This window comes from Amycolatopsis sp. cmx-4-83 (genome assembly GCF_046548815.1).
Classification (GTDB): domain Bacteria; phylum Actinomycetota; class Actinomycetes; order Mycobacteriales; family Pseudonocardiaceae; genus Amycolatopsis; species Amycolatopsis pretoriensis_A.
In genome coordinates, this window is record NZ_JAEBEF010000026.1 from 1 (window position 1) to 24,102 (window position 24,102).

Consider the following 24,102-nt stretch of genomic DNA (forward strand, 5'->3'; position numbering starts at 1 on the left):
GGCAGCAAGCACCGCCCGGAACCCGAGTCGACAGATCAAACTCAAGGCACCCAAGGCCGGTCGTATCGCGGGTCAGACCCGAGCACCGGACGGCACCCGATCATCCTCACAGTCGTAGCGAGTGGCCGGGCCGCGCCATTGTTCGAGCAGGGTGAAGTGACGTTCGACCGCGGTAGTCCCCATGTCGAAGGCGGGTGGACTACCGCCGCGGGAACCGCGGCGTTGGCGATGCCCGGCCTGATCGGCGGGTTCAGGGATGCGGCGGTCCGGGCGCGACCGCGTCCAGCCCGGTGGATGCGCAGGTGCCGCATCAGGTGCGGGAACATCGGTGCGTCACCGGCCTGGCCGGTCCGGCCGACGCCACCAGTGGTCGGCCGTTGCCGTCGACGAGGTGGTGCTCTTCGGTGCTCCCGCCGCCGCGGGAGCAGCCGATGGCGTGGTCAGGCGGCTCGGTCAGCAGTTCCGTGTAGTTCGACCCGGCTCCCTGTGGGCCGGGTGATGTCGGTGGCGTGCTGATGCGCCCGCGCTTCGGTGAGCAGGCGCCGCAGCGGGGTATCCCAGGTGCCGTCACCGGTCATCCGGCGGTGCCAGGTCCAGATCGTCTGCCACGGACCGAAAACCGCAGCCGCATCCCGCCACGCGATCCCACACCGATACCGGTGGGTGATCCCCTCGATCACCACCCACTGAGCATCCGGAAGCACCTGAAACCGCGACACGACCGGCAGCTTTTGCCAGACACTCCCTAGCCCGGTTGGCCCCTTGACACGCGACGGTGTCATGCTTTCGGGGTCAGGAGGGGGGAGCTGCTGGTGCACCCGAAGAACACGCCGATCGACCCCGAGTGGCGGGAGCGGCTCGTGCACGCCGCCGTCCGGCTGGCGCAGCGCGGCGGCATCGCGAGCGTCACGGCCGAGGCGGTGACGGCCGAAGCGGGCCTCCCGGACGGCGCCGCGGCCGAACACTTCACGTCGGTACCCGCCCTGTTGTTCGAGGTCGGCTCCCGCGTCCTGCGGCTGCGGACGGACACGCTGCGCGAGTGGCTCGACGGAACCGGCCCGGAGAACGTGGTGCCCCGGCTGGCGGAGCTGATCCACCACCAGCTGACCGAGCAGCGGGCGACGAGCGTGGTCGCCTACGAGCTGTACGCGCTGGGGACCAGGCACGAGGAGTTCCGCCAGGCCAGCCGCCTGTCGAACGCCCGCCTGCGCGAGCGGCTGGCGGAGGTCCTGCCCCCGGCGGAAGCGGCTCGCCTGGCCGCGACCGCCGACGGCTTCCAGCTCCAGTGCCTGTTCGAGGTGGAGACGCCGACCGTCGAGCAGATCGAGTGGGTCCTGACCGGCTGAGCTCTCAGCGGAACACCACCACGAGGGCGGGCGCCAAGCCCAGCACGACGCAGGCCAGGCCGGCACCCCAGCTCGCCCGGCGCCGCGCCGACCAGACCGCGAGCCCGCCGGCGAGCACCGTCCACCCGACGGCGACGGCGGCCGCCGTGAACATCGCCCCGGAGCCGGTCCAGTCGCGGCCACCGCTCGCCAGGCCGGCGATCAGCAGGAGCGCGCCCCCGGCGGCGACCCCCAGCGCGATCAGGACGAACCCCAGCGCTACGACCACGGTTCTCGCCACGCGCCCATCGTCTCGCACGCCCGGAATCCGCCGGCGTCACGTCCCCTCGGGCGGCACGAGCACCTCGACCACACCGCCGCTCTCCCGCACGACCAGGTGCGGCAACGGCGGCGGCGTCACCGGCAGCTGGTGCATCAGGACCGCCCCGTCGACGGCGAACGAAGTCCGGTGGCACGGGCAGTTCAGCCGCCGCGCCGGTGCGTCCAGGTTCAGCCGGCAGCCGAGGTGCGTGCAGGTCGCCGACACCGCCCGCACTTCGCCGCCGGAGCGGTGCACGAACCCCGCCACCGCGCCGAAGTCGAACGGCCGCACCCCACCCTCGGGCAGGTCGTGCACCGCGACGACGGTCCGCCACTCGCCGTTCTCCGGCCGCAGCGTGTCCTCCGGTGGCGGTGCCGCGGCCGGTTCGGCCCCGGCCGTCACCAGGTACTCGACGCCGGCGCCCGCCGCGGCCGCCACCGCGGCGGCCGAGGACACCTGGATGAACCGGCGCCGGTTGCCGGCCGGCGCCGGCTCCTCGAACTCCCTGGCGAGCCGCCGGTGCAGGTCCGCGACGAACTCCTCGCTCGCCGCGGCACCCCCGGGCCGGGCGGCGCGCAGCAGCACCGCGGTCCGCAGCTCGGCTTCGTCGCCCGGCCCGGCCGCGAACGGGTGCGGCCGTCGCCGCCGCAGGAGGTCCTTGACGAACCGGCGGACGCCTCGAGTGCTCACGTGTCCATCCCTTCCGCCAGCCGGGCCGCCTGGCGCAGCGCCCGGTGCTGCAGCACCTTCGCGTTGCCGACGGTGGTGCCCAGCTGCTCCGCCGCCTCCTTCAGCGAGCAGGCCTGCAGGAACCGCAGCCGCAGGATCCGCCCGTAGCGCTCGGGTAGCTGCGCGAGGATCGCTTCGGCGCGGACCAGGATGCGCGGGTCCACGGTGCCCGCTTCGACTGTGCCCGCTTCAAACATGGCGACGTCGTGCTCCTCGTCCAGGGTGGTGATCTCCCGGCCGAGCGTGCGCCGCCAGTGCCCGGCCAGCACCGTGCGCGCGGTGGCCAGCAGGTACGCCCGGACCTCGCCCACGCTCGCCGAGACCCGCAACGGCCGCAACGCCGTCAGGAAGACCTCGGTGGTGAGGTCTTCGGCGTCCGGCCGGTTGCCGACCTTCGAGAACATCAGCCGGAACACCCGGTCGACGTTGTCGCGGTAGACCGCCTCCCAGTCCGGGTAGACGTCCGCGCCGACCGCGTGCAGCCGCGGGCGCGGTGCCGCGCCCGCTTCGTCCTGTTCGGCGCGCTTGCGCCGGAACCGCTGTGCCACCGGCACCGCCCGCCTTCTCCCCGCCGGATTCTCCCGCCATCAGGGGATACGCGCCCGGGTTACGCCGTAACCCGTGGCCGTATCGGTGAGCGGACCCTCCGACGACCTGGGGAGCGAAATGACCACATCGATGTCGCGCCGGAACCTGCTCGTGGCGAGCGGAGCGGCGGCGGCCGCACTCGCCCTGCCCGCACCGGCCACGGCGTCACCCGCACGGGGTGGCGCCGACGTCGTCCTGGCCTGGAACCGGGAGCTGCTGACGATCGTCCGCACGCCCGGCCTGCAGCCCGCGACGGTGCACGCGACCCGCGGCTTCGCCCTGCTGCACGCGGCGATCCACGACGCGGTCGTCGCGACCACCGGCACCGGGCGGCCGTACCTGTTCACCGTCGACGCCCCGCCCCACGCGGCCCCGGAAGCGGCGGCGGCCCAGGCCGCCCACGACGTCCTGGCCGCCCTCTACCCGGCGCGGTCCGCGGAGCTCGCGAACCTGCTGTCCGGCCAGCTGGCCCGGCTGACCCCGGCCGGGCGCGACGCGGGTGCCCGCGCCGGTCACCTGGTCGCGCACCTGCTCCTCGGCCTGCGCGCGAACGACGGCTCGGCCGCGGTCCCGCCGGTCTTGCCGCCGGGCACCGCACCGGGGGAGTACCGCCCGACGCCGCCGGCGTTCGCCCCCGCCGCGTTCACGCACTGGGCCGCCGTGACGCCGTTCGTGCTCGACCGCGCGAACCGGTTCCGCCCGGGCGCTTACCCCGCGCTTTCCGGTGCGGCGTATGCGAAAGCCCTGCGTGAGGTCGCCGCGGCGGGCCGCGACACCAGCACCACCCGGACCGCCGGCGAGACGGAGCAAGCCCGCTTCTGGGCGGCCCGATCTGGAACTACTGGAACGAGATCGCCCAGTCGGTGGCCGGCGGCTCCCGCACCGGTCTCGTCGTCGCGGCCCGGGTGTTCGCCCGCCTGAACCTGGCCTTCGCCGACGCGGTGATCGCGTTCTACGAAGCCAAGTACCACCACCGGATCTGGCGCCCGATCACCGCCGTCCGCCTGGCCGGCGACGACGGGAACCCGGCCACGCAGGGCATCGCGGACTGGTCGAGCCTCGCGACGACCCCGGCCGACCCGGCGTACCCGGGCGCCCACAGCGTGGTTTCCCAGGCGGGTGCCCTGATCCTGAGCCAGGAGTACGGCCCGCGCCGACCGCTCGCGGTGACGTCCGAGGCCCTGCCGGGCGTGGTCCGCCACTTCACGACGTTCCAGGACGTGGCCGACGAAGCGGGCTTGAGCCGGCTCGTCGCGGGCGTCCACACCCGCCTGGACCACGACGCGGGCCGCCGGCTCGGCCAGGACGTCGCGGCGTTCGTCCTCCGCTCGTGACGCCGGCTCAGCGGGGCCCGTCGCGCAGCACCCCGCGGATGTGGTCCACGGAAAGGGATTCGGGCGCGAAGCCGGTCAGCAGCCAGGTCGCGCCCGCCCGCGCGTAGGGCGCGCTGTCCTCGCCGGGCTGGATTTCGGCGACGTAGTCGAACGGCCCGCCGCCGGTGCGCAGGGCCTCGACCTGGCCGACGGCTTCGGCGAAGCGGCCGGCCGAGTCGAGGTTCACCGGGAAGTACCCGTCGAGCCGCGCGGCCCGGCGCATCGGCCGGAGCTTGCCGGGAAAACCCGCCGCCCAGACGGGAATCCGCCCGACGGGCGTCGGCAGGAACCGGACGCCGTCCACGGTGTAGTGCTCACCGCGGTGGTGCACGACCTCGCCGGACCAGGCGGCGGCGAGGACTTCGAGTGCTTCGTCGAGCATGCGGGCGCGCACCCGGTCGTCGCACTCCTCACCGGTGCGCGAGAACTCCTCCCCGAACCGATCGCTCCCGAGCCCGACGCCGAGCGTGAGCCGCCCGCCCCCGAGCCGATCGAGACTAGCGGTCTCCCGCGCGAGCTTGACGGGCCGCCGCCGGCTGAGGGCGCTGACCATCGGCCCGAACCGCAGCCGCGAGGTGGCACACGCGACCGCGGCCAAGGTGATCCACGGATCGCCCACGGCGGCAACGGGTGCACGCCACCGGAGGTGGTCCCAGACGAAGAACCCGTCCCACCCGGCCTCTTCCGCCTCGGCGGCGAGCCGGGCGACGAGCGCGGGATCGGCGAGGTCGTCGAAGAGCGGCAGCCAGAGCGCGTGCTGTGGGGTCATGCCTGGAACGCTACGGAGCCGCGGCTTTCGTGAAAAGTGCGTGCCGGCCTCTTCGGTGGACGTGCCCGGCCGGCGTCGGCTGAGCCTCATGTCGAGGATCGGCGAGGGGAGAGTCAGCTGTTCGCAAGTGGTGAGGTGGCGCAGCCACGCCGGTCAAGCGCAAAACCCGGCACTGCGCACAGCACCGGCGCCACCGGTCACCCGTCGTCGGTGCCGGGTCAAGGGTTCGCGGCCGGGCCGAGCGTCGCCCACACCACCTTACCGCCCGACCACCGGCTGCTGCTGCCCCACCGCCGTGCGGTCTGCGCGACGATCTGCAGGCCGATGCCGGGATCGCGCAGCCCCGGTCGCTCGAGGAGGATCGCCGGGCGGGGGTTCTCGTCGGCGACGGCGATGGTGAGCAGCTTCCCGCGCAGATCGAGGCGCACGTCGGGCGCCGATCTCGTGTGCTGGAGCGCGTTGTCGACGAGTTCGCCCACGACCAGCAGCCCGTCGTAGGTCAGTTCGGGCACACCCCAGTCCGTCGTGCACTCCCGGAGGAAGCCGCGGGCGAGCGTCGCCGCCTCGACGGTCCGGGGGAACTCCTGCCGCGCGGACCGGCGGGCGGGGATCGCCTGGTGGCGTTCGGCGGTCTCGACGTCGTCGTGGACCGCGACGTGCCGGTCGGTGCCGTGGTGGCGGAAGGTGCGCAGGTGGGTCCGCTGCCGGGTGACGACGGCGAACGGGATGCCGGGCCAGTGCCCGAGCCGCCGGGCGACCAGGGGGAAGACCGTCGCGGGCGCCAGCTCGCCGATGATCAGGCCGCCGACGTCGGCGATCAGCCCGGGCGGACCGTCGGCGGCCACCTCCAGCAGGCCGTCGCGCAGCAACCCGTAGCCGGAGAGGTCGAGCTCCCCGGTGACGGTCACCAGTGTGCTGGCGGGCCGCCGCGCCGGTTCCAGGGTGATGCCGCGGGCGAGCACGGGGCCGTGCGGGTGGTCCGACGGCCGCGCGTCGGGCGGCCGGCTATTCATCGGCCGGGTGGCGCGACACCGGACCGTGTTTCCGGCGTCGTGCCCGTCGGCTTGTTCCCCGGTGACGGGGCGACGTCGCCGGCTGGGCGTCAGCACGGCCCAGACGACCTTGCCCCCGGCCCAGGACCGGCTGCACCCCCAGACGTGCGCGGTGTGCGCCACCAGCCGGAGCCCGAGACCGCGTTCGGTGGGCCGCTCGAGCAGCACCGCCTGCCGCGGGTCGTCGTCGGCGACCGAGACGGTCAGGGTGCCCGGACGCAGCTCCAGCCGCAGCCGCGGGCGCGAATCCGTGTGCAGGATCGCGTTCTTCACCAGCTCGGTCGCGACGAGCAGAGCGTCCTCGAGGTGTTCACGCGCGCTCCACAGCGCGCAGGTCCGTTCGACGAACGCCCGCGCGGCCGCGGGAGCCCCCGGCGAGGAGGCCAGCAGCTGAATGGCCCGCCGCCGGGCAGGCCGGATGCGCGCCCGTTCGGCCGCGCCGACATCGGGGTGGACCGGCACCCCCCGGGCCGCCAGTGCCGCCACGTGGTCCGCACGGTCGGTGACCACGGCGAACGGAAGCCCCGGCCAGTCCCTGATCCGGGCGGCGATCACGGCGAACACGCTCGGCAACAGATCGTCGTCGGCTTCGAGGCCCCGGATGTCGGCGACGACGCTTTCCGGCGCGTCCGTGGCCACCTTGAGCACCCCGTCGCGCAGTTCGGGGTAGCCGGCCGTGGTCAGGGTCCCGGTCAAGGTCGCCACGGTCGACTCCGCCCGGTAGCTCGGCACCAGGTGCAGGCTGTTTTCAGTGCTCATGTTCCCGCCTCGACCCCACCACACCCTCGGCGGCTTCGAGCCCGAGCGCTGCCAGCAGCGACGCACAGTCACGAGCATCGTGGGCGGCCGAGGCGACCACCCGGGCGCCGCGATACCGCTGCTCGGGGGTGAGCCCCGTGCTCCCGGTGACCGTAGGCGGCCCCGGGTCCCGCTTCACCGGGTCGGCAGCACGCATGGGAACGCCGTTCCACGGAACGTCGCGGTGATCATCGAATCCTCCGCCGGTCTCGACCACTTTGGTGGCACCGCCGGGGGCTGGGGCGGAACGCGCCGCCGCCCGACATCGACGTCGCGCGGCTGATGCGCCCAGTCTAGCCCCGGACAAGCCGCGGCGACACCGCTTCCGGTGGGGACGACGGAGTCCAAAATGGAGAGAAAGGGGGTGCGGCAAAGCGAAACCCGCCCGGCCGGCCCCGGTGGAATTGCTGTCCATCGGCCAATTGACCATTCATCCGCCCCGACGCGCCGTTCGGCGACTTCGCGATTGCCGCCCCGGCTGGCGCGTCCATACCCTCGAATCCAGGGCAAGTGTGTGTGGGGGGAAATGGAGCACTCACGACTGGTCGTCCATCGCACGGTGCTCGCGGTGGATATCGAAGGATATGGTCACCAGGGGAGGACCACGCCGCACCGGCTGGTGGTCCGGCAAGGTCTCGACCTCGCGTTGCGTCGTGCCTTCAAGGAGGCCGGCGTACCCTGGTTCGACTGCAAGCACGAGAGCACCGGCGACGGAACCCTCGTGCTCGTACCGGCGCAGGTGCTCAAAGGTCCTTTCGTCGAGGTTCTTTCCGCGGCTCTTGCCCGGGAACTCCGGCAGCACAATGACGCGCACCGGGCGGAGGAGCAGATCCGGCTGCGAATGGCACTTCACGCGGGAGAAGTCGCCTATGATGACCAAGGGGCGACCGGCCCCGCGATCAATCAGACATTTCGCCTGATTGATGCTCCGCAGCTCAAGATCGCTTTGGCCGAATCGCCGGGAACGCTCGCGCTGATCACTTCGACGTGGTTCTTCGACGAAGTCGTCCGCAGCAGCACGGTGGTGGACGCCTCGACGTTCCGGCCCGTGCAGGTGGCCGTGAAGGAGACCGTGACCGTCGGCTGGATCAGCCTGCCGGACCACCCGTACCCGTCGGCCGCCGAAGAGCCCGTCCCGGTGGAAGCGGAGCCGCGGCGGGCGGAAGCGGCGCACCTCCCGGCTCCGGTGAGCGGCCGCTCCACGCTCCCGCGCGACCTCCCGGCCTTCACCGGCCGTGACCGGGAGCTGGCCGAGCTCACCGCGACCGTGTCCACCGCCGCGGGGCAGGGCACCCTGGGGATGGCCGTCCACGTCGTGGACGGCATGCCGGGCATCGGGAAGACGACGTTCGCGGTCCGCGCCGCCTACCAGCTGGCCGGCTACTTCCCCGACGGCCAGGTCTTCCTCGAACTGCACGGCCACAGTCCCGGGCAGGCACCCGTGGACCCCGGGGACGCCCTGGCCTCGCTGCTGCTCCTCTGGGGCGTCCCGGCGATCGACATCCCCGCCGGTCTGGACGATCGTGCTCGCTTGTGGCGCGAGAAGCTGGCCGGGCGGAAGATCCTGTTGCTGCTCGACGACGCCGTCGGCGACGAGCAGGTCCGGCCGCTGCTGCCCGGCAGCCCGGGAAGTCTCGTGCTGATCACCAGCCGGCGCCGGATGGAGTCCGTCGCCGACGCGAGCCCGGTTTCGCTGCAGACCCTTCCGCCCCAGGACGCCGCCGCGATGTTCGAGCGCTACACCGGTGCGCACCGGCACGATCCCCGGGCCGTGGCCGAGCTGATGGCGATGTGCGGGTACCTGCCATTGGCCATCACGCTCACGGCCGGGCGGCTGCGCAACCACCCCTGCTGGACGCCCGAGAACCTGGCCGACGACCTCAGGTGCTCCCGCAACCGGATCACGGTGCTGCGCGCGGGCAACCGCACCGTCGCCGCGGCGTTCGACCTCTCCTACCGCGACCTGAGCCCGGACGAGAAACGGCTCTTCCGCCGCCTCGGCCTGCACCCAGGCACCCGGATCGAGGCGCTCGCGGCCGCGGCGCTCGACGGCGAAGACCCGGAACCGACCGGCGAGCGCCTCGATGCGTTGTACCTCAACCACCTGCTGGAAGAAGTGGCTCCCGGTCGCTACCGCCTGCACGACCTGACCCGGGCCTACAGCCTGACCCTGAGCACCGAAGACGGCGACGACAAGGCCCTGCACCGCCTGCTCGACTACTACCTCCCCGCCGTCCGGTCGGCGACCCGGTTCGTCGCCACCCGCGGCCCGCGGCCGGAGATCGCCGCCGAGGCGCCGGCGGGGACGCACGAATTCGGGTCGGAAGCCGAGGCGATCGCGTGGTTGAGCGCCGAACGCGCCAACCTCGGTGCCTGCATCACCTACGCGGCGGTCCACGACCACCTGCACCGCGCCGCGGAACTCGCGGTCGCGCTCCACCCGTACCTCGAGCAGCACGGGTACTGGCACGACGCCCACCGGCTCGACCAGGCCGTACTGGCCGCGGAACAAGCGGCGGGCAACCTCACCGACGAAGCGGCCACGCGCGCGGATCTGGGCCGGGTGCGGAGCCTGCTCGGCGACCACCCCGCGGCGGTCGAGGACCTGATGCGCGCGCGGGAGCTGTCCGCCAGATCCGGCGACCGGCTCGGCGAAGCCGCGGCGCTGACCGAAATCGGGTTCGCGCGGATGGAGCTTTCCGAGTACCCGGAAGCGATCGAGTACCTCACCCGCGCCCACGCGCTGTACGAACAGCTGGAGAACCCGTTCGGCATCGCGGGCGCACTCGGCAGCCTCGCGAGCGTGCAGTTCCGGCTCGGCCGGCACGACGCCGCCCGAGCCGATGGCGAGCGGGCCCTCGCGCTGTACGTCGAGCTCGGCAACAAGCTCGGCGAAGCCTTGAGCCTGCTCTGCATCGGCTGCACGTACGGCGTCCGCGGAGACTACGCGAGCGCGATCGGGATCTTCGGGCAAGTCCTTTCCCTGTCCCGGGAACTGGGCGACCGGTACACGGAGGCGAGGGCCCTCAACAACCTCGGCCGCATGCACTTCGAGCGCGGTGACTACGGTACGGCGGACAGTTGCTACAGCAGCGCGCAGCTCATCTACAGCAGGCTGGACAGCCGGACCCGGGAAGCGGTGGCCCTGAACAACCTCGGCCGGCTGCACCACGCGGGCGGCAACTTCCGGCTGTCGCTCATGTACCTGGAACGCGCCCGGGCGTTGTTCAGCGACGACCGGGCGTGGCAGGCCGAGAACCTCAACAACCTCGGCGGCCTTGCCCTGGCCTGGCCCGAAGCGGGCGACCCCGGCGAGTTCTACCGCCAGGCGCTCGACCGGTCGCGGGCCATCGGGATCCGCCTGCAGGAAGGACGAGCGCTCGAAGGTCTGGGCCGGTGCTCGCTGAGAGCCGAGAACGTCGCGGACGGCGTCGCCCGGCTGTCGGAGGCGTTGACGGTGTTCGACGAACTGAAGGCGCCGGAGGCGAAGGCGGTGAGGACCGCTCTCGCGAACCTGGCCGATGCCTAGCTGTGGTGTCCGGGGAGGTTGGTCGGCCGGGTGATGGAAGTACAGTCATCCGGGCAGGCCTGAGCGGCGGTTTTTCGTCGGGGCAGATTTCGCGGTCCTGCTCGACGACCAGGCGGGCCAGTCGTTTCCGGACATCCCACCTGGCTCACGGGGTCAGAGTGCCGGCTTCCCCGGCTGGTAGAGCCAGGTGCGGAAGAACGAGCCGAGGTCGCGGCCGGTCAGCCGCTCGACGAACCGGATGAAGTCGCGCGTCGAGACGTTGCCGTACCGGTTGACCGTCGGCCACTGCGTGAGCACCTGGAAGAAGGCGCGGTCGCCGATCTTCAGGCGCAGTGCCTGCAGGGTCATCGCGCCGCGGTTGTAGACCAGGTCGTCGAAGATGTGGTCACGGCCGGGATCGGCGACCTTGCCGCTCCAGTCCTTCTCTTCGGCGTAGGTCTTCGCGAAGCTCTGTTGCACGGGGACGCCGGTGAACTTCTCCTGGTAGAGCCACTCCGAGTAGGTCGCGAAGCCTTCGTTGAGCCAGATGTCCGACCAGTGCACCGGGGTGAGGCTGTCGCCGAACCACTGGTGGCCGAGTTCGTGGGCGAGCAGATCGCCGTCGACGTCGCTGGTGTCCTGGTCGTAGACCGGCCGGCTCTGCGTCTCGAGGGCGTAGCCGACACCGACGTCGGCGAGGATGCCGCCGGTCGAGTCGAACGGGTACGGCCCGTACACCGAGGACTCCCACTGGACGACCTGCGCCGTGGTCTGGTTGAACACCTTGCCCTGACCGGGTTTCGTGTCGATCGACTGGCCGATCGCGGTGATGTTCGGCAGGCCACCGGCCGTCACGCCGCGGGTGACGTCGTAACGGCCGATCGCGAGCATGCTCAGCTCGCTCGCCATCGGCCGGTTCATGCTCCAGCGGAAGGTGGTCCGGTGATCGCGAGTGGTGGTGGGCCCGGGTTCGCCGTTGGCCAGCACGGTCAGTCCGGCCGGGACGGTGATGGTCTGGGTGTAGGTCGCCTTGTCGTCGGTGGTGTCGTTCACCGGGTAGTAGGTCGCGGCGCCGATCGGCTGGTTGAGCGCGACGGCGCCGTCCTTGGTGGCGACCCAGCCGGAGACGCCGAGGGCGGGGTCGTCGATCTTCTGCGGGACGCCGGCGTAGCTCACCGAGACGACGAACGGGCTGCCCTTCCGCAGACCGTGCGGCGGGGTGATCACCAGCTCCTGGGCACCGCTGCGGGTGTAGGCGGCGTTCAGGCCGTCGACCGTGAGCTTGCTGATCGTCAGCGGTCCCCGGAAGTCCAGGTCGAAGCGGGAGAGGTCCTGGGTGGCCGTGGCGAGGATCGTCGTGGTCGCGTCGATCGCCTGGGTGTCGGGCCGGTACGCCAGCCGGATGTCGTAGTGGCCGACGTCGTAGCCGCCGTTGCCCATGTCGGGGAAGTACGGATCCCCGGCCCCCGGCGCACCGGGGGAGTACCGCGGCGGGTGCGCGGGCGCCGCCTCCGCCTGGCCCGTCGCGACGAGCAAACCGGACAGTGCACAAGAGATGATCACCAAGTGGCTACGGGTGACGCCTCGCATGGATCCTCCTCGGCCATCATCGACGCTGAAGAGTAGGTCCGACCCGACACGAGTATCAACCCCGTTGCGGCGCCTCGAAGTCCGATTTGGTCGCTTCGTCAGTCCTCGACGAAGGTGACCGTGTCGCCGAGCGGTGCGCGGCCCGTCCGGCCGCGATCCGCCGACGGGGCTTCGAACCCGATCGACGGGCGCACGATCCCGGCGGCGGTCTCGTGGAACTTCGCCCACGCCACCTGCGGGCAGCTGTGCAGTCCTTCCGCGCGCAGCAGCAGCATGACGGTCTGCAGGTACATGCCCGCGTCGGACCACTGTGGCCGGCACAGGTCGCGGTCGAGGTAGCAGAACAGCGCCGCCGGGGCGCCGAAGCAGTCCCAAGCCGCTCGCTCGTGCGCTTCTTGAGTTCGGCCAGCGGCGCCCCCGTCACGACGTAGCTCCGCCAAGGCTGCAGGTTCGAGCCGGACGGGGCCCGGGCCGCGGCGGACAGCACCCGCCGCACCGTCGCCCGCGGCACGGGCCGGTCGGTGAACCCGCGCACCGCCCGCCGGCTTTCGACCGCCTCGTAGACGTCCATCGTCGGCCTCCCACCCGGTTCGTTACAGGTGAGATAGTATCATTCAATACTAATCTTCGGGAGGAGCGAACCGGGTCAGCAGATCCGCCAGCCGTTCGGGCTCGCCGGGTTCCAGCTCGGCGACCAGGCGCCGGGCCAGCGGCTCGGCCGCCACGTGCGCCGCGTCGAAGAGCTCCAGTCCCTCGGGAGTGATCTCCACGGCCCGCGCCCGCCGGTCCCCGGGGACGGCCTTGCGCGCGGCCAGCCCCTTGCGTTCCAGATCGTCGACGACGCGCATGATCCCCGCCTTGTCGGACCCGGTCGCCGCCCCGAGGTCCCGCTGCAGGGTGGGTCCGCGCTCGGCCAGCACGATCAGCACGGCGAAGTGCCGCAGTTCGATCCCGAGCGGCCGCAGCGCCTCGGACATCACCGCGGCGGCGTGCCAGTGCGCGCGCCGCAGGAGAAGTCCCAGCGCGAACGGCGATTCAGCGGTCATGGCCGGACGCTACCAGCGGCGAATCACTCGATACGGTATCGATCGACACCAAACTGGTCCGGATCGTTACACAACTTCGGGCGGCGTGAGACGTCTGGTGGTTCGTGAGATCGATCCGTATCGCCGGGCTCGGCCTGGTTGCCCTCCTGCTGGCGGCGTGCAGTGGACAGACCGACGGGACCGCGCAACCGGTCGGCGCGGCCGGACCGGCCGGGACGGCGACGGCACCCGGGGTGCCGGCGTCGACGGTGGCGTTCGAGGGCGGGGACCAGCTGAGCCCCAAGGACCCGATCGTCGTCAGGGCGTCGGGTGGCACGCTGCAGGCGGTCACCGTCACGAACCCGCAGACCGGGAACGGCGTCAAGGGCGAACTTTCGCCGGACAAGACGACCTGGACCAGCAACGACCGCCTCCGCTACGGGGCCACCTACCAGGTGGTCGCCACCGCGGTGAACCAGGCGGGCGCGACGACCGAGCAGCGCGGCGAGGTCCACACCATCAAGCCGTCCGGGATCGCCACGCCGGCGCTCTTCCAGCCGGCGTCGAACGATGTCGGCGTCGGCCTGATCATCGGCCTGAAGTTCGACCACGACATCGCCGACAAGGCGACGGTGGAGAAGTCGTTCAAGGTGACGTCGTCGCCCGCGCAGGACGGCGGCTGGTACTGGGTGAGCAAGCGCGAAGTGCACTACCGGCCCAAGGACTACTGGAAGGCCGGCTCGACGGTGAAGCTCGAGACGACGACCTTCGGCACCCCGATCGGCGGCGGCGTGTACGGCGGCCAGGACGTCTCGGCCACGTACAAGGTGCACGACTCCTGGATCGCCAAGGCGGACGGCAAGACCCACCAGATCAACGCGTACCACAACGGACAGCTGGTGAAGACCGCGCCGACCAGCATGGGCAAGACCGCCGACACCCCGCCGCGGGGCCCGACGCCCACCTTCAACGGCACCCACACGGTGCTGGGGAAGGAGGAGCACAAGATCATGGACTCCTGCAGCTACGGCGTGTGCGAGGGCGACCCCGGTTACTACAGCGCCCCGGAGAACTGGAACGTCCGGATCTCCAACGACGGCGAATACCTCCACGAGAACCTGAAGACGGTCGGCGTCCAGGGCAGCGCCAACGTCTCCAACGGCTGCCTCAACATGAACACCGAGAACGCCAAGTGGTTCTTCGACAACTTCAACGTCGGCGACATCGTGGAGGTCACCAACTCGGGTGGCCCGCAGCTGTCCATCAACAACGGCCACGGCGACTGGGCGATCAGCTGGAGCGCCTGGCAGGCAGGCAGCGCCCTACGCGGCTGAGTCCGGCCCGTGGCGCGGGTGCGAGACTGGGCGAACTCAACGACGTGAATGGAGTTCGCTGTGGTCTCCAAAGCCCTTGAAGGACCGGTCCCGGCGTCGAGCGGGCCGGGTCAGCCGGTCCTCCAGCTCTTGGACAAGGCCATCGGCTTCCAGACACCGCTGGTGCGCAAGAACATCGCCCGGGCCCGCCAGCGCAACCCGGACGCGACACCGGCGGAGGTCGTGCGCACCCTGGAGCGGATGTACGTCAGCGCGCTGGCGGGCACCGGGGCGGCGGTCGGGGCCACCGCGGCCGCGCCCGCCGTCGGCACCGGCGTGGCACTGGCGCTGTCGGCGGGCGAGGCCTTCTCCTCGCTCGAGCTGAGCACGCTGTTCGTGCTCTCGGTCGCCGAGGTCCACGGCGTCCAGCTGGACGAGATCGAACGCCGGCGCACGCTGGTCATGGGGATCCTGCTCGGCCAGTCGGGTTCCTCGACCATCGTCGGCAAGGCCGCCGAGCGCACCGGTCAGCACTGGGCCCGTCAGCTCGTCAGCAAGGTGCCCGCGACGGCGCTGAAACAGATCAACGGCGTCCTGGGCAAGAACTTCGTCACCAAGTACGGCACCAAGCAGGGCATCATCGTGCTCGGCCGGGTGGCCCCGTTCGGCATCGGCGCGGTGATCGGCGGTGGCGCCAACGCCACCGTCGCCGCCATGGCGGTCCGCGCCGCCCGGCGCGCGTTCGGCCCCGCGCCGGAAGCGTGGCCCGAAACCGAGCTGGACTCCACGCCTCCGGACTCGGAGTTCTCGGATCGTTGAGCGCGTGCAGCTCAGAGCAAGTTCTGGCTACCGAACCAGTGGCCCAGCGCAGCCCGAAGGCCGTCCGGGTCGCCGGCCCAGCACACGTACCCGTCCGGCCGGATGAGCATCGGCTCGGCATCAGTGCCCTGCCCCACGCGGTCCACCCGATCGCGCCAACGGCCGGCGACCTCACCGAACCTGTCGGCCGGATCGATGAGAAGCCCCCGCCCGCACCGCAGCAGTTCGTGCGACCGCACCGGACCGAGGTGCTGATCCGGCGCGGGAAGACCGACCAGGGGCTGGTCGTCGCTGCCCGGCATCGGGTACCGGATGCCCATCCCGGACAACACGTCGTCGAGGTGGTGCTGCACCTCCCGCAGCTCGGCCAGCGCCGCGAACAACCCCTTGGCCGCCGCCAGGTCCGGGTCGCCGGTGCCCTGCTGGTCCATCAGCAGGCTCTGCGCCTGGACGTTGCGCAGCACGGCGGCCCCGACCGGGTGGCGTTCGGCGTGGTAGGTGTCGAGCAGGTGCGCCGGCGCCCAGCCGCGCACGGCGGCGCCGAGCTTCCACCCGAGGTTCAGCGCGTCCTGGATCCCCGTGTTCATGCCCTGCGCCCCGATCGGGAGGTGGACGTGGGCGGCATCGCCCGCCAGGAAGACCCGCCCGTGCCGGTACCGCGCGGCCTGCCGGGCCGCGTTGGTGATGCGGCGGGCGTAGCGCAGTTCGAGCAGTTCCACCCGCGAGCCGAACACGACCCGCAGCCCCTCCCGGATCTCCTCCTCGGTGACCGGGACGTCCCGGGGCAGCGACCGGCCCGGCCCGCCCAGCGCGAGCCGGCGCAGCGGCCTGCCCCGCGGATCGGTGCCGAGCGGGAACACCGACACCCAGTGCCCGTCCTCGCTGCGGGCGTGCGTCATCGCCTGGCCGGCGCCACCCAACCGCACGTCGGCGGCGACGGAGGTCATCGTGCCCGGTCTGCCGGGGAACTCCGCGCCCAGCAGCGACCGCACGGTGCTGCGGCCGCCGTCGGCCGCGACCAGGTAACGGGAGCGGACGACCCCGCCGCTCGCGAAGGTCGCGGTGACCCCGTCGTCGTCCTGGGCGAGGCCGGTCAGTTCGTGGTCACGCCGGACGTGGATGTCGTGCGCGGCCAGGTGCCGTTCGAGGAATTCCTCGATCACCACCTGCGGGATGGACCGCCACGGCTGGGCGTGCCTGTCCCGGGTCAGCGGAAGCGTGATGCCGGCGAAGTGGGCGGTGCCGACCGGGTGATTCCCGTTGGCCAGCAACGGTTCCAGCAGGCCACGCTGGTCGAACGCCTCCTGCGTGCGCGACTGCACGCCACCCGCCTTCGACAACGTGCTGCGCTGCGACAGCTTGTCGGCCAGCACGACCGGCACCCCCGCCACCCGCAGTTCGTTGGCCAGCGTCAAACCGGTCGGGCCCGCGCCGACGACGAGCACATCGGTGTCCATGAGTTCTCCCCTGGATGTGTCGATCAGAACGAGAGTGACGCTCCACCCACCGAGGCGGGTCGCGCCAGAAACCCGCTCGATTGCGTCGGTATCCGACACGGATTAGCTTGGATGCGGTGGAATACGACGAGTTGGATCGCAGGCTCGTGCACGCCCTGCAGGTCGACGGCCGGGCGCCGTTCAGCACGATCGCCGAGGTCCTGGGCGTGTCGGATCGCACCATCGCCCGCCGGTACGCCCGCCTGCGGTCGGCGGGCGCGGTACGGGTGCTCGGCGGCGTCGACCCGGCCGCACTGGGCGCGGTGCTGTGGTTCCTGCGGGTGCGCTGCGCACCGTCCGCGTCGGTCCCGGTCGCCGAGGCACTGGCCCGGCGCCCCGACACGTCCTGGGTGAGCATCACCTCCGGCGGCACGGAGATCACCTGCACGGTCCGCACCGAAAGCGAGGCCGACAGCGAGGCGCTGCTGCTGGCCAAGCTGCCGCGCACCCCACGCGTGGAGGGAGTGACGGCGCACTCGGTGCTGCACGCGTTCTACGGCGGCCCGGACAGCCTGGTCGCCAAGCTCGGCTCGCTGGACGAGGAGACGATCGAGCGCCTGCGCCCGCCCCCGCTACCGCACCGCCCGGGCCCGGTACGGCTCGACGACGGAGACCGCAAGCTCCTGGCCGCACTCGCCACCGACGGCCGCACCGAGGCAGAGCGCCTGGCCGCGTTGACCGGCTGGTCCCCGACAACGGTCCGCCGCCGGATGACCGAGCTCCGCGAGCGCGGGGTGCTGTACCTGGACATCGACGTCGACGGAACGATGTTCGGCGTCGGCCCCCGAACGATGCTCTGGCTTTCGGTCGCCCCGGCTTCCCTGGAGGAGGCCGGCACGGCGCTGGCCGGACATCCGGAGATCGCGTTCGCCGCCGCCACGACCGGGCCGACGAACCTGTACGCGAGCGTGGTGTGCGCGAACCAGCAGGAGCTGTACCGGTATTTGACGGGCCGGCTGGCCGGGCTGACGGCCATCACCCACATCGAGACGGCACCGGTGATCAAGACCGTGAAGCGGGCAGCGAACCGGCCGTAGGCCCGCGAAACACGCGAATGGCGGAAGCTCCGCATGCCATGCTCGGATCATGGCCGACCGTAGAGACGACCTCCCTGTGCTGACCATCGACGGAGCCCGCTTTTCCGACTTCGACGGATTCACTCGCGAGTTCTCACGGCTACTCGGCGACTACAGGTGGCGAGGAAGCCTCGACGCCTTCAACGACATCCTCGGCGGAGGCTTCGGGACACCTGACCACGGCTGGGTTTTGAGGTGGCTGAACTCGGGGCTGTCCCGGTCCGCGCTCGGCTACGAGGCGACGGTCCGAAGGCGAGAGCAGCTTCTCCTCACCTGCCACCCGTCGATCGTCGGGATCATCCGCGAGCACGAACCCGATGGAGACGGGACAGGACACGGCATCCGTCTGGAGCTGCTCTGACCGATCAGGGCGGTGGGAGCGCGATCCCCGCACGCCGGCACGACCGGACGTCGAGGGCCGAGTGGTGCGTGCGGTCATTGCACCGCACGGCTCTGGACGCGACGGGCGACGGCGAGCACGACCGGCGCCGTGAGCCAGCACAGGTACGCGCCGGTGCCGCCGATCAGGAACGAGACGGGAACGGACACCGCGAAGACGGCGGCCAGGCAGATGCTGCGCACGAGGCTCTGCGCGAATTCCGGCGGCGCGACGTCCGAGCGGTGCAAATGCTCGCGCCGGATCTTGCGGATGATGAGCGCGAACGTCGCGGACGCCAGGACCTGCACGAGCGCGTAGAAGCTGAACCGCGGCGGGAAGGCGCCGTCGGCGGTGAGCAGCCGGGTGGCGAACGGCATCAGGACCTGCATGAACAGCCAGGCCAGGGTGAGGCTGGTCAGGCGCCCGCTCAGCGAGCCGACGTAGCGGAAGATCTCGTGGTGCGCGCGCCAGTGGGCGGCGATCACCGTGAAGCTGAGCGCGAAGGCCAGGTACTCCTTGCCGTGGGCCAAAGCCGAGCTCAGCATGGCGTCGGTGGTGTCGCCGGTGGGGGCGGGGAGGTCCAGGGCGAGCAGGGTGAGCGCGATCGCGATCACCGCGTCGACGAACGTCGTGAGCCGATCGGCGGCGACCGCTCGGGCTTCGCCGGTTTCGTTGCTGTGCCGGGTTTTCACGGTGGCTCAGACCGCGACCGGGGCCAGGCGCCGCGAACGCACGGCGAGGACGATCATGACCGCCGGGATCAGCAGGTCGTTGACGAGCACGCCGCCGGTGTTGCCGGGAGCGTGGTCGCCGCCCGCGAACCATTGGTAGACGTGGCCGGCGAGGGCGCCCCACAGGAACATGCCGCCGCCGAGCCCGATGGTGATGCGCTCACGCGCTGACGCCGAAGCCGCGCGGAAGCCCATGACGGCCAGCCCGAGGTTGGCGAAGGCGATCTCGAACAGGAACGGCGTCCGGGGGAAGCCGATGGCGGTGGCCATCACGTCCGGGAAGGCGAGGAACGCGACCGTCATCCACAGGCTGCCGATGCCGAAGGCGCCGATGGCCCACCAGCGCTGCCAGATCTCCAGCCGCTCCCGGGCCGAGGTGACGTGGCGGGCTCGCAGGTAGGCCCCGACAGCCGGGACCACGATCCAGACCAGGGGAAAGGCCGACTGGGCGAAGTAACCGAAGGTGTCCATGCCGCGAGTCTTGCATGGTTAACATTAACCAGTCAACACTCTGCTAGGCTGACGGCGTGGACGAAGGACTCGCAGACTTGCTGCACCGCGTGGTCATGCTGCTGGGCGACGCGGCCCGCCGCCGCACCGACGGCGAGGACGGCTTGACGTACAGCCAGATCCGGCTGCTGGGCACGCTGGAGGACATCGAGCCGGCAACGCAACACCGCCTGGCCCAGGCGTTGTCGGTCTCGGACCCGGCGATCAGCCGCTCCCTGCGCACCCTGGAGGCGGACGGCCTGGTCCAGGTCGTGGTCGACCCCGCCCACGCCCGACGGCGTCTGGTCACGCTCACGGAAACCGGCCGGAAGGCGTTCCAGGTCAACGGGAAGCCCCTCTACGACGAGTTCCGCGCCGGGCTCATCGCCGCCGGATTCCCGTACGAGCGCTACCTCGAAGACACGCTGCGGCTGGCCGAGATCCTCGAATCCGACTGACCACGGCCCCGGAACGCGGAAAACCCCTCCGGTCAGCCCGCGAGGACTGAAACGAAGGGGTTTTGCGAGAGTGGAGCTAAGGGGACTCGAACCCCTGACCCCCTCACTGCCAGTGAGGTGCGCTACCAGCTGCGCCATAGCCCCGAGGCGAAGGTGAACTCCGCATCTCGTATGCCCATACATTACACCCCTCCAGTGCCCCCTCCGCGCGGGGGTACCTACACCCACCCCAAGCTCCTGACCTGCACTTTCACACCTTATTTTTAGTCGTGTATTGACTCCCGGTGTGGCCCCCGTTACATTTTGCGCGGTTGTGACGCCGAGGTCCCCGCCCGTTACGCCGCGTCTACCCAGACCGGGCACGCCTCTGCCGTTTCCTGCTCGATGGATGCCGCGAACGCGGCGGAGGAGGTTTCGCATGAAGAGGGTGATGACGTTGCTCGCGGCAGCGTCAGTCCTGGTCGGGAGCGCGGTAGCGGCGCCGAGCGCCCAGGCCGCCATCACGCCCGACGGCTGGTACACCGTGGCCGCCGTCAACAGCGGGAAGTGCGTGGACGCGCGGGCCGCGGGCACCGCCAACGGGACCGTCGTCCAGCAGTACTCCTGCAACCAGAGCAGCTCGCAGCAGTGGCAGTTCCAGTCGACCGGGGACGGCTACTTCCGGGTGAACGCGCGCACCAACCCGGCCGCCGCCTGGGATGTCACGAACGTCTCCACCGCCGATGGTGGGCTGGTGCAGCTGTGGTCCTACTCGAACGGGGCCAACCAGCAGTGGCAGGCCGTCGACGAAGGCAGCGGCCGGTACCACTTCGTCAGCCGCAACAGCGGGAAGTGCCTCGACGTCCCGGGCGCCTCCGTCGCCGACTCGGTTCAGCTCCAGCAGTACGCCTGCAACGGCACCACCGCGCAGTCCTTCATGCTGACCCCCGTGAACACCAGCCAGCCGCCGGGCCAGCCGGACTTCGGGCCGAACGTCGTGATCTTCGACCCGTCCATGCCGAGCTCGACCATCCAAAGCCGGCTCGACAGCATTTTCGGCCAGCAGGAACGCAACCAGTTCGGCAGCCAGCGCTACGCCGTGATGTTCAAGCCGGGCACCTACGCCAACGACGTCAACGTCGGTTTCTACACGCAGGTCCTCGGCCTCGGTCTGAGCCCCGACGCCGTCAACATCAACGGCGCCGTGCACGTCGAGGCGGACTGGTTCCCGCCGCAGAACGCGACCCAGAACTTCTGGCGGGGCGCGGAAAACCTGTCCGTGACGCCGACCGGGGGCGCCGACCGGTGGGCGGTCAGCCAGGCCGCGCCGTACCGCCGCATGCACGTCCGCGGTGACCTGCAGCTCGACGACGGCGGCTGGGCCAGCGGCGGCTGGATCTCCGACACGAAGATCGACGGCCAGGTCCGCTCCGGCTCGCAGCAGCAGTGGATTTCCCGCAACTCGCAGTTCGGCAGCTGGAACGGCTCGAACTGGAACATGGTCTTCGCGGGCGTCCAGGGCGCTCCGGCGAACACCTTCCCGAGCCCGCCCTACACCACGGTCGCCCAGACGCCGGTCGTGCGCGAGAAGCCCTTCCTCTACCTCGACGGCGGCGGCAACTACCAGGTCTTCGTGCCCGGCGTGAAGACCAACGCGTCCGGCACGAGCTGGGCGAACGGCACCGCGCCCGGCACGTCGCTGCCGATCGGCCAGTTCTACATCGCCAAGCCCGGCGCCACCGCCGCCGACATGAACGCCGCGCTCGCCGCGGGCAAGAACCTGCTGGTCACGCCCGGTGTCTACCACCTGAACCAGACGCTGCGCGTCACCCGGCCGGACACCGTCGTGCTCGGCCTCGGCATCGCCACGCTGGTCCCGGACAACGGCATCACCGCCATGACCGTGGACGACGTCGACGGCGTCAAGGTCGCCGGCCTGCTGATCGACGCCGGCACGACCAACTCGGCCACGCTCATGCAGGTCGGCCCGGCCGGCTCGAGCGCGAACCACGCGGCCGACCCGACGTCGCTGCACGACGTGTTCTTCCGGATCGGCGGCGCCGCCGTCGGGAAGGCGACGAACAGCCTGGTCGTCAACAGCAGCAACGTGATCGGCGACCACATGTGGATCTGGCGCGCCGACCACGCCGACCGCAACGAGTACGTCGGCTGGGGCACGAACACGGCCGACACCGGGCTCACCGTCAACGGCAACGACGTGACGATGTACGGCCTGTTCGTCGAGCACTACCAGAAGACGCAGGTCGTCTGGAACGGCAACGGCGGCCGGACCTACTTCTTCCAGAACGAGATGCCCTACGACGTGCCGGACCAGGCGAGCTGGATGAACGGCTCCACGCCGGGCTACTCCGCCTACAAGGTGGGCCCGAACGTCACCAGTCACGAAGCGTGGGGCCTGGGCAGCTACTGCTACTTCAGCACCAACCCGTCCGTGGCCAGCGCGCACGCCTACGAGGCGCCGAACACGGCGGGTGTCCGCTTCCACGACATGGTGACCGTGTCGCTCAACTACCAGGGCACGATCACGCACGTCATCAACAACACCGGGCCGGCGACGCCGTCGGGCACCAAGGCGGTCAACCTGGTGAGCTACCCCTGAGCAACCGGCGTGCGCCGTGGTGGCGGCCGCGGCGCACGCCGGTCCTTCAAGCCCACGTCCGTCAAGTCCACAATGGAGTTACCCCGAACGGGGTGTTCGAGGAGCCGGCCGGGCGGGATCGTCGCGATACTGGAGTCCCCAACCGATCCGGGAGCGGCAGATGACCTCCTTCGCAGCGTTCTCCGTCGTCGAACCCCGCCGGGCCTGGCCGCTGGTGGCCCTGCGCGGCGTGTTCGCCGTGCTCTTCGGGCTCTTCGCGCTGATCTGGCCGGGCGCCACCGTCCTCGTCCTGGCGATCCTCTACGGCGTCTACGCGATCGTCGACGGCATCGGCGCCCTCATGCAGGCCTTCCGCCCGGGCGACGCCGGGCACCGCGCCGCCTACGGGGTCCTCGGCGCGCTCGGCATCGTCGCCGGGATCCTCGTCCTCGTCTGGCCGGGCATCACCGTCCTGCTGCTGGCCCTGCTGGTCGGCCTGTGGGCGATCGTCACCGGCATCGCCGAAATCGCCGCGGCGATCCGCCTGCGCAAGCAGATCCAGGGCGAGGCCTTCCTGATCCTGGCCGGCGCGATCTCCGTGCTCGCCGGCATCCTGATCGTGATCAACCCGATCGCCGGCGCGTACGGCGTCGCGCTGCTCGTCGGCATCTACGCGCTGATCTACGGGATCGTGCTGCTGGTTCTCGCGTTCCGGCTCCGGAAGCTCGCCGGCTGAGTACCGTGCGGGGGTGTCGACCCGCGAACTGGTGGTGCTGGGCACCGCGAGCCAGGTGCCCACGCGCCTCCGCAACCAGAACGGCTACCTCCTGCGCTGGGACGGCGAGGGCCTCCTCTTCGACCCCGGCGAAGGCACCCAGCGCCAGATGCTGCGGGCCGGCGTGGCCGCCACGGACATCACCCGCATCTGCATCACGCACTTCCACGGCGACCACAGCCTCGGCCTCCCCGGGGTGATCCAGCGGCTGTCGCTGGACGCCGTGGCCCACCCGGTCCACGCCCACTTCCCGGCGTCCGGCGCGCACTACTTCGAGCGCATGCGGCACGCGACCGCGTTCTACGAGCGGGCCGACCTGCGCGAGCACCCGATCGCCGGAGACGGCCCGATCGCCGGCGGGAAGTTCGCCCTCGAGGCCCGGCGCCTGAGCCATCCCGTCGAGGCGTTCGGCTACCGCCTGACCGAGCCCGGCGGCCGCACCATGCTGCCGGGGAAACTGGAGGAACACGGGATCACCGGCCCCGATGTCGGCCGGCTCCAGCGCGAAGGACACCTGGACGGCGTGAAGCTGACCGACGTCAGCACGCCCCGCCCCGGCCAGCGGTTCGCCTTCGTCATGGACACCCGGCTGTGCGACGCCGTGTACGCGCTCGCCGAGCACGCCGACACCCTGGTGATCGAAGCGACGTTCCTCGCCGAGGACACGAAGCTCGCCAGTGACTTCGGGCACCTGACCGCGCAGCAGGCGGCCCGGGTCGCCGCCGAGTCCGGCGTCCGGCAGCTCGTGCTCACCCACTTCTCGCAGCGCTACCCCGACCCGGCGCGGTTCCTGGAGGAGGCGAAAGCCGAGTTCGAGGGGGAGATCGTCGTGGCCGAGGACCTGGAGCGGGTCCAGGTGCCGAAACGCCGGTCCTCCCCAGCCGGTCGCGCGGCGCCGTAGGCTGCAAG

At 71.2% G+C, this 24,102-nt stretch carries 24 protein-coding genes, 1 tRNA gene and 1 pseudogene; 12 read left to right on the forward strand and 14 right to left on the reverse strand.

Annotated features, from left to right (window positions below; translation table 11 throughout):
- Positions 1-440: 440 nt before the first annotated feature.
- Positions 441-683 (reverse strand): transposase, encoded by a 243-nt coding sequence (locus ACLJQM_RS47770; RefSeq protein WP_410636622.1) that lies wholly within the window; start codon positions 681-683, stop codon positions 441-443.
- Between the two features lie 129 nt (positions 684-812).
- Between ACLJQM_RS47770 and ACLJQM_RS47775 the strand changes: the two genes are divergently transcribed.
- Positions 813-1,346: a TetR/AcrR family transcriptional regulator gene (locus tag ACLJQM_RS47775; protein ID WP_360783050.1), complete on the forward strand. Its 534-nt coding sequence runs from the start codon at positions 813-815 to the stop codon at positions 1,344-1,346.
- Positions 1,347-1,350: 4 nt separating this feature from the next.
- Here ACLJQM_RS47775 and ACLJQM_RS47780 read toward each other — a convergent pair whose 3' ends face one another.
- The 3 genes from ACLJQM_RS47780 to ACLJQM_RS47790 are packed head-to-tail and all read right to left on the reverse strand — an operon-like array spanning position 1,351 to position 2,930.
- On the reverse strand, positions 1,351-1,626 hold the full coding sequence (locus ACLJQM_RS47780; protein ID WP_410636623.1) for a hypothetical protein: 276 nt from the start codon (positions 1,624-1,626) through the stop codon (positions 1,351-1,353).
- Positions 1,627-1,662: 36 nt separating this feature from the next.
- Complete coding sequence (locus ACLJQM_RS47785) at positions 1,663-2,337, reverse strand: ubiquinol-cytochrome c reductase iron-sulfur subunit (RefSeq protein WP_360783056.1); 675 nt, start codon at positions 2,335-2,337, stop codon at positions 1,663-1,665.
- Positions 2,334-2,930 carry an RNA polymerase sigma factor gene (locus ACLJQM_RS47790; RefSeq protein WP_410636624.1) on the reverse strand — a complete coding sequence of 199 codons (597 nt, stop codon included), beginning with the start codon at positions 2,928-2,930 and terminating at the stop codon, positions 2,334-2,336. The genes ACLJQM_RS47785 and ACLJQM_RS47790 overlap by 4 nt, the downstream gene beginning before the upstream one ends.
- Positions 2,931-3,042: 112 nt before the next feature.
- On the opposite strand from ACLJQM_RS47790, the gene ACLJQM_RS47795 reads away from it, so the two are divergent.
- Together ACLJQM_RS47795 and ACLJQM_RS47800 are read left to right on the forward strand one after the other, a co-directional pair.
- Entirely contained in the window at positions 3,043-3,885 is an 843-nt protein-coding gene (locus ACLJQM_RS47795; RefSeq protein ID WP_410636625.1) for a hypothetical protein, read from the forward strand.
- Positions 3,828-4,298 (forward strand): vanadium-dependent haloperoxidase, encoded by a 471-nt coding sequence (locus ACLJQM_RS47800; RefSeq protein WP_410636626.1) that lies wholly within the window; start codon positions 3,828-3,830, stop codon positions 4,296-4,298. Before ACLJQM_RS47795 ends, ACLJQM_RS47800 begins: the two co-directional genes overlap by 58 nt.
- Before the next feature lie 7 nt (positions 4,299-4,305).
- Here ACLJQM_RS47800 and ACLJQM_RS47805 read toward each other — a convergent pair whose 3' ends face one another.
- The 3 genes from ACLJQM_RS47805 to ACLJQM_RS47815 all read right to left on the reverse strand — a co-directional run bounded on the left by ACLJQM_RS47805 (position 4,306) and on the right by ACLJQM_RS47815 (position 7,770).
- Positions 4,306-5,106: an LLM class flavin-dependent oxidoreductase gene (locus ACLJQM_RS47805; RefSeq protein WP_410636627.1), complete on the reverse strand. Its 801-nt coding sequence runs from the start codon at positions 5,104-5,106 to the stop codon at positions 4,306-4,308.
- A gap of 218 nt (positions 5,107-5,324) precedes the next feature.
- Positions 5,325-6,917: a hypothetical protein gene (locus ACLJQM_RS47810; RefSeq protein WP_410636628.1), complete on the reverse strand. Its 1,593-nt coding sequence runs from the start codon at positions 6,915-6,917 to the stop codon at positions 5,325-5,327.
- 574 nt (positions 6,918-7,491) lie between these two features.
- Complete coding sequence (locus ACLJQM_RS47815; RefSeq protein ID WP_410636629.1) at positions 7,492-7,770, reverse strand: hypothetical protein; 279 nt, start codon at positions 7,768-7,770, stop codon at positions 7,492-7,494.
- Positions 7,771-7,902: 132 nt separating this feature from the next.
- On the opposite strand from ACLJQM_RS47815, the gene ACLJQM_RS47820 reads away from it, so the two are divergent.
- A complete protein-coding gene (locus ACLJQM_RS47820) occupies positions 7,903-10,485 on the forward strand; it encodes an ATP-binding protein (RefSeq protein WP_410636630.1) in 2,583 nt (860 codons plus the stop codon).
- Positions 10,486-10,638: 153 nt separating this feature from the next.
- Here ACLJQM_RS47820 and ACLJQM_RS47825 read toward each other — a convergent pair whose 3' ends face one another.
- The 3 genes and pseudogenes from ACLJQM_RS47825 to ACLJQM_RS47835 form a co-directional block, all read right to left on the reverse strand.
- Positions 10,639-12,054 (reverse strand): M1 family metallopeptidase, encoded by a 1,416-nt coding sequence (locus ACLJQM_RS47825; RefSeq protein WP_410636631.1) that lies wholly within the window; start codon positions 12,052-12,054, stop codon positions 10,639-10,641.
- 98 nt (positions 12,055-12,152) lie between these two features.
- Positions 12,153-12,625: pseudogene (locus tag ACLJQM_RS47830) on the reverse strand (nitroreductase).
- A gap of 49 nt (positions 12,626-12,674) precedes the next feature.
- Complete coding sequence (locus ACLJQM_RS47835) at positions 12,675-13,100, reverse strand: MarR family winged helix-turn-helix transcriptional regulator (RefSeq protein WP_360783091.1); 426 nt, start codon at positions 13,098-13,100, stop codon at positions 12,675-12,677.
- Between the two features lie 104 nt (positions 13,101-13,204).
- On the opposite strand from ACLJQM_RS47835, the gene ACLJQM_RS47840 reads away from it, so the two are divergent.
- Positions 13,205-14,413 (forward strand): Ig-like domain-containing protein, encoded by a 1,209-nt coding sequence (locus ACLJQM_RS47840; protein ID WP_410636632.1) that lies wholly within the window; start codon positions 13,205-13,207, stop codon positions 14,411-14,413.
- Positions 14,414-14,473: 60 nt separating this feature from the next.
- Positions 14,474-15,211: a hypothetical protein gene (locus ACLJQM_RS47845; protein ID WP_410636633.1), complete on the forward strand. Its 738-nt coding sequence runs from the start codon at positions 14,474-14,476 to the stop codon at positions 15,209-15,211.
- 11 nt (positions 15,212-15,222) lie between these two features.
- Here ACLJQM_RS47845 and ACLJQM_RS47850 read toward each other — a convergent pair whose 3' ends face one another.
- Entirely contained in the window at positions 15,223-16,668 is a 1,446-nt protein-coding gene (locus ACLJQM_RS47850; protein ID WP_410636634.1) for an FAD-dependent monooxygenase, read from the reverse strand.
- A 116-nt stretch (positions 16,669-16,784) separates the two neighbouring features.
- Here ACLJQM_RS47850 and ACLJQM_RS47855 point away from each other — a divergent pair, with 116 nt between their 5' ends.
- Together ACLJQM_RS47855 and ACLJQM_RS47860 are read left to right on the forward strand one after the other, a co-directional pair.
- The gene (locus tag ACLJQM_RS47855) at positions 16,785-17,744 is read left to right on the forward strand and encodes an Lrp/AsnC family transcriptional regulator (RefSeq protein ID WP_410636635.1); all 960 of its coding nucleotides are present in this window, start codon (positions 16,785-16,787) and stop codon (positions 17,742-17,744) included.
- A 49-nt stretch (positions 17,745-17,793) separates the two neighbouring features.
- Complete coding sequence (locus ACLJQM_RS47860; RefSeq protein WP_410636636.1) at positions 17,794-18,144, forward strand: barnase inhibitor; 351 nt, start codon at positions 17,794-17,796, stop codon at positions 18,142-18,144.
- A 74-nt stretch (positions 18,145-18,218) separates the two neighbouring features.
- Here ACLJQM_RS47860 and ACLJQM_RS47865 read toward each other — a convergent pair whose 3' ends face one another.
- Together ACLJQM_RS47865 and ACLJQM_RS47870 are read right to left on the reverse strand one after the other, a co-directional pair.
- Positions 18,219-18,854, reverse strand: coding sequence for a TMEM175 family protein (locus ACLJQM_RS47865; RefSeq protein ID WP_410636637.1), 636 nt, complete (start codon positions 18,852-18,854; stop codon positions 18,219-18,221).
- A 6-nt stretch (positions 18,855-18,860) separates the two neighbouring features.
- Positions 18,861-19,364: a DUF6790 family protein gene (locus ACLJQM_RS47870; RefSeq protein WP_410636638.1), complete on the reverse strand. Its 504-nt coding sequence runs from the start codon at positions 19,362-19,364 to the stop codon at positions 18,861-18,863.
- Between the two features lie 56 nt (positions 19,365-19,420).
- On the opposite strand from ACLJQM_RS47870, the gene ACLJQM_RS47875 reads away from it, so the two are divergent.
- Positions 19,421-19,840 carry a MarR family winged helix-turn-helix transcriptional regulator gene (locus ACLJQM_RS47875; protein ID WP_247013952.1) on the forward strand — a complete coding sequence of 140 codons (420 nt, stop codon included), beginning with the start codon at positions 19,421-19,423 and terminating at the stop codon, positions 19,838-19,840.
- Positions 19,841-19,911: 71 nt separating this feature from the next.
- Here ACLJQM_RS47875 and ACLJQM_RS47880 read toward each other — a convergent pair.
- Positions 19,912-19,984: transfer RNA gene (locus ACLJQM_RS47880), tRNA-Ala, on the reverse strand.
- A gap of 274 nt (positions 19,985-20,258) precedes the next feature.
- On the opposite strand from ACLJQM_RS47880, the gene ACLJQM_RS47885 reads away from it, so the two are divergent.
- The 3 genes from ACLJQM_RS47885 (at position 20,259) to ACLJQM_RS47895 (ending at position 24,094) form a co-directional block, all read left to right on the forward strand.
- Positions 20,259-22,439: an RICIN domain-containing protein gene (locus tag ACLJQM_RS47885; protein WP_410636639.1), complete on the forward strand. Its 2,181-nt coding sequence runs from the start codon at positions 20,259-20,261 to the stop codon at positions 22,437-22,439.
- Between the two features lie 160 nt (positions 22,440-22,599).
- Positions 22,600-23,154 (forward strand): HdeD family acid-resistance protein, encoded by a 555-nt coding sequence (locus ACLJQM_RS47890; protein WP_410636640.1) that lies wholly within the window; start codon positions 22,600-22,602, stop codon positions 23,152-23,154.
- 13 nt (positions 23,155-23,167) lie between these two features.
- A complete protein-coding gene (locus ACLJQM_RS47895) occupies positions 23,168-24,094 on the forward strand; it encodes a ribonuclease Z (protein WP_410636641.1) in 927 nt (308 codons plus the stop codon).
- Positions 24,095-24,102: the final 8 nt, after the last annotated feature.

What these genes read in the sequence shown, in the direction of transcription:
- ACLJQM_RS47805 (WP_410636627.1), bottom strand. Translation starts at nt 5,106, where the DNA reads ATGACCCCACAGCACGCGCTCTGGCTGCCGCTCTTCGACGACCTCGCC.
- ACLJQM_RS47835 (WP_360783091.1), bottom strand. Translation starts at nt 13,100, where the DNA reads ATGACCGCTGAATCGCCGTTCGCGCTGGGACTTCTCCTGCGGCGCGCG.
- ACLJQM_RS47870 (WP_410636638.1), bottom strand. Translation starts at nt 19,364, where the DNA reads ATGGACACCTTCGGTTACTTCGCCCAGTCGGCCTTTCCCCTGGTCTGG.
- ACLJQM_RS47860 (WP_410636636.1), top strand. Translation starts at nt 17,794, where the DNA reads ATGGCCGACCGTAGAGACGACCTCCCTGTGCTGACCATCGACGGAGCC.
- ACLJQM_RS47825 (WP_410636631.1), bottom strand. Translation starts at nt 12,054, where the DNA reads ATGCGAGGCGTCACCCGTAGCCACTTGGTGATCATCTCTTGTGCACTG.
- ACLJQM_RS47795 (WP_410636625.1), top strand. Translation starts at nt 3,043, where the DNA reads ATGACCACATCGATGTCGCGCCGGAACCTGCTCGTGGCGAGCGGAGCG.
- ACLJQM_RS47850 (WP_410636634.1), bottom strand. Translation starts at nt 16,668, where the DNA reads ATGGACACCGATGTGCTCGTCGTCGGCGCGGGCCCGACCGGTTTGACG.
- ACLJQM_RS47810 (WP_410636628.1), bottom strand. Translation starts at nt 6,917, where the DNA reads ATGAGCACTGAAAACAGCCTGCACCTGGTGCCGAGCTACCGGGCGGAG.
- ACLJQM_RS47885 (WP_410636639.1), top strand. Translation starts at nt 20,259, where the DNA reads ATGAAGAGGGTGATGACGTTGCTCGCGGCAGCGTCAGTCCTGGTCGGG.
- ACLJQM_RS47890 (WP_410636640.1), top strand. Translation starts at nt 22,600, where the DNA reads ATGACCTCCTTCGCAGCGTTCTCCGTCGTCGAACCCCGCCGGGCCTGG.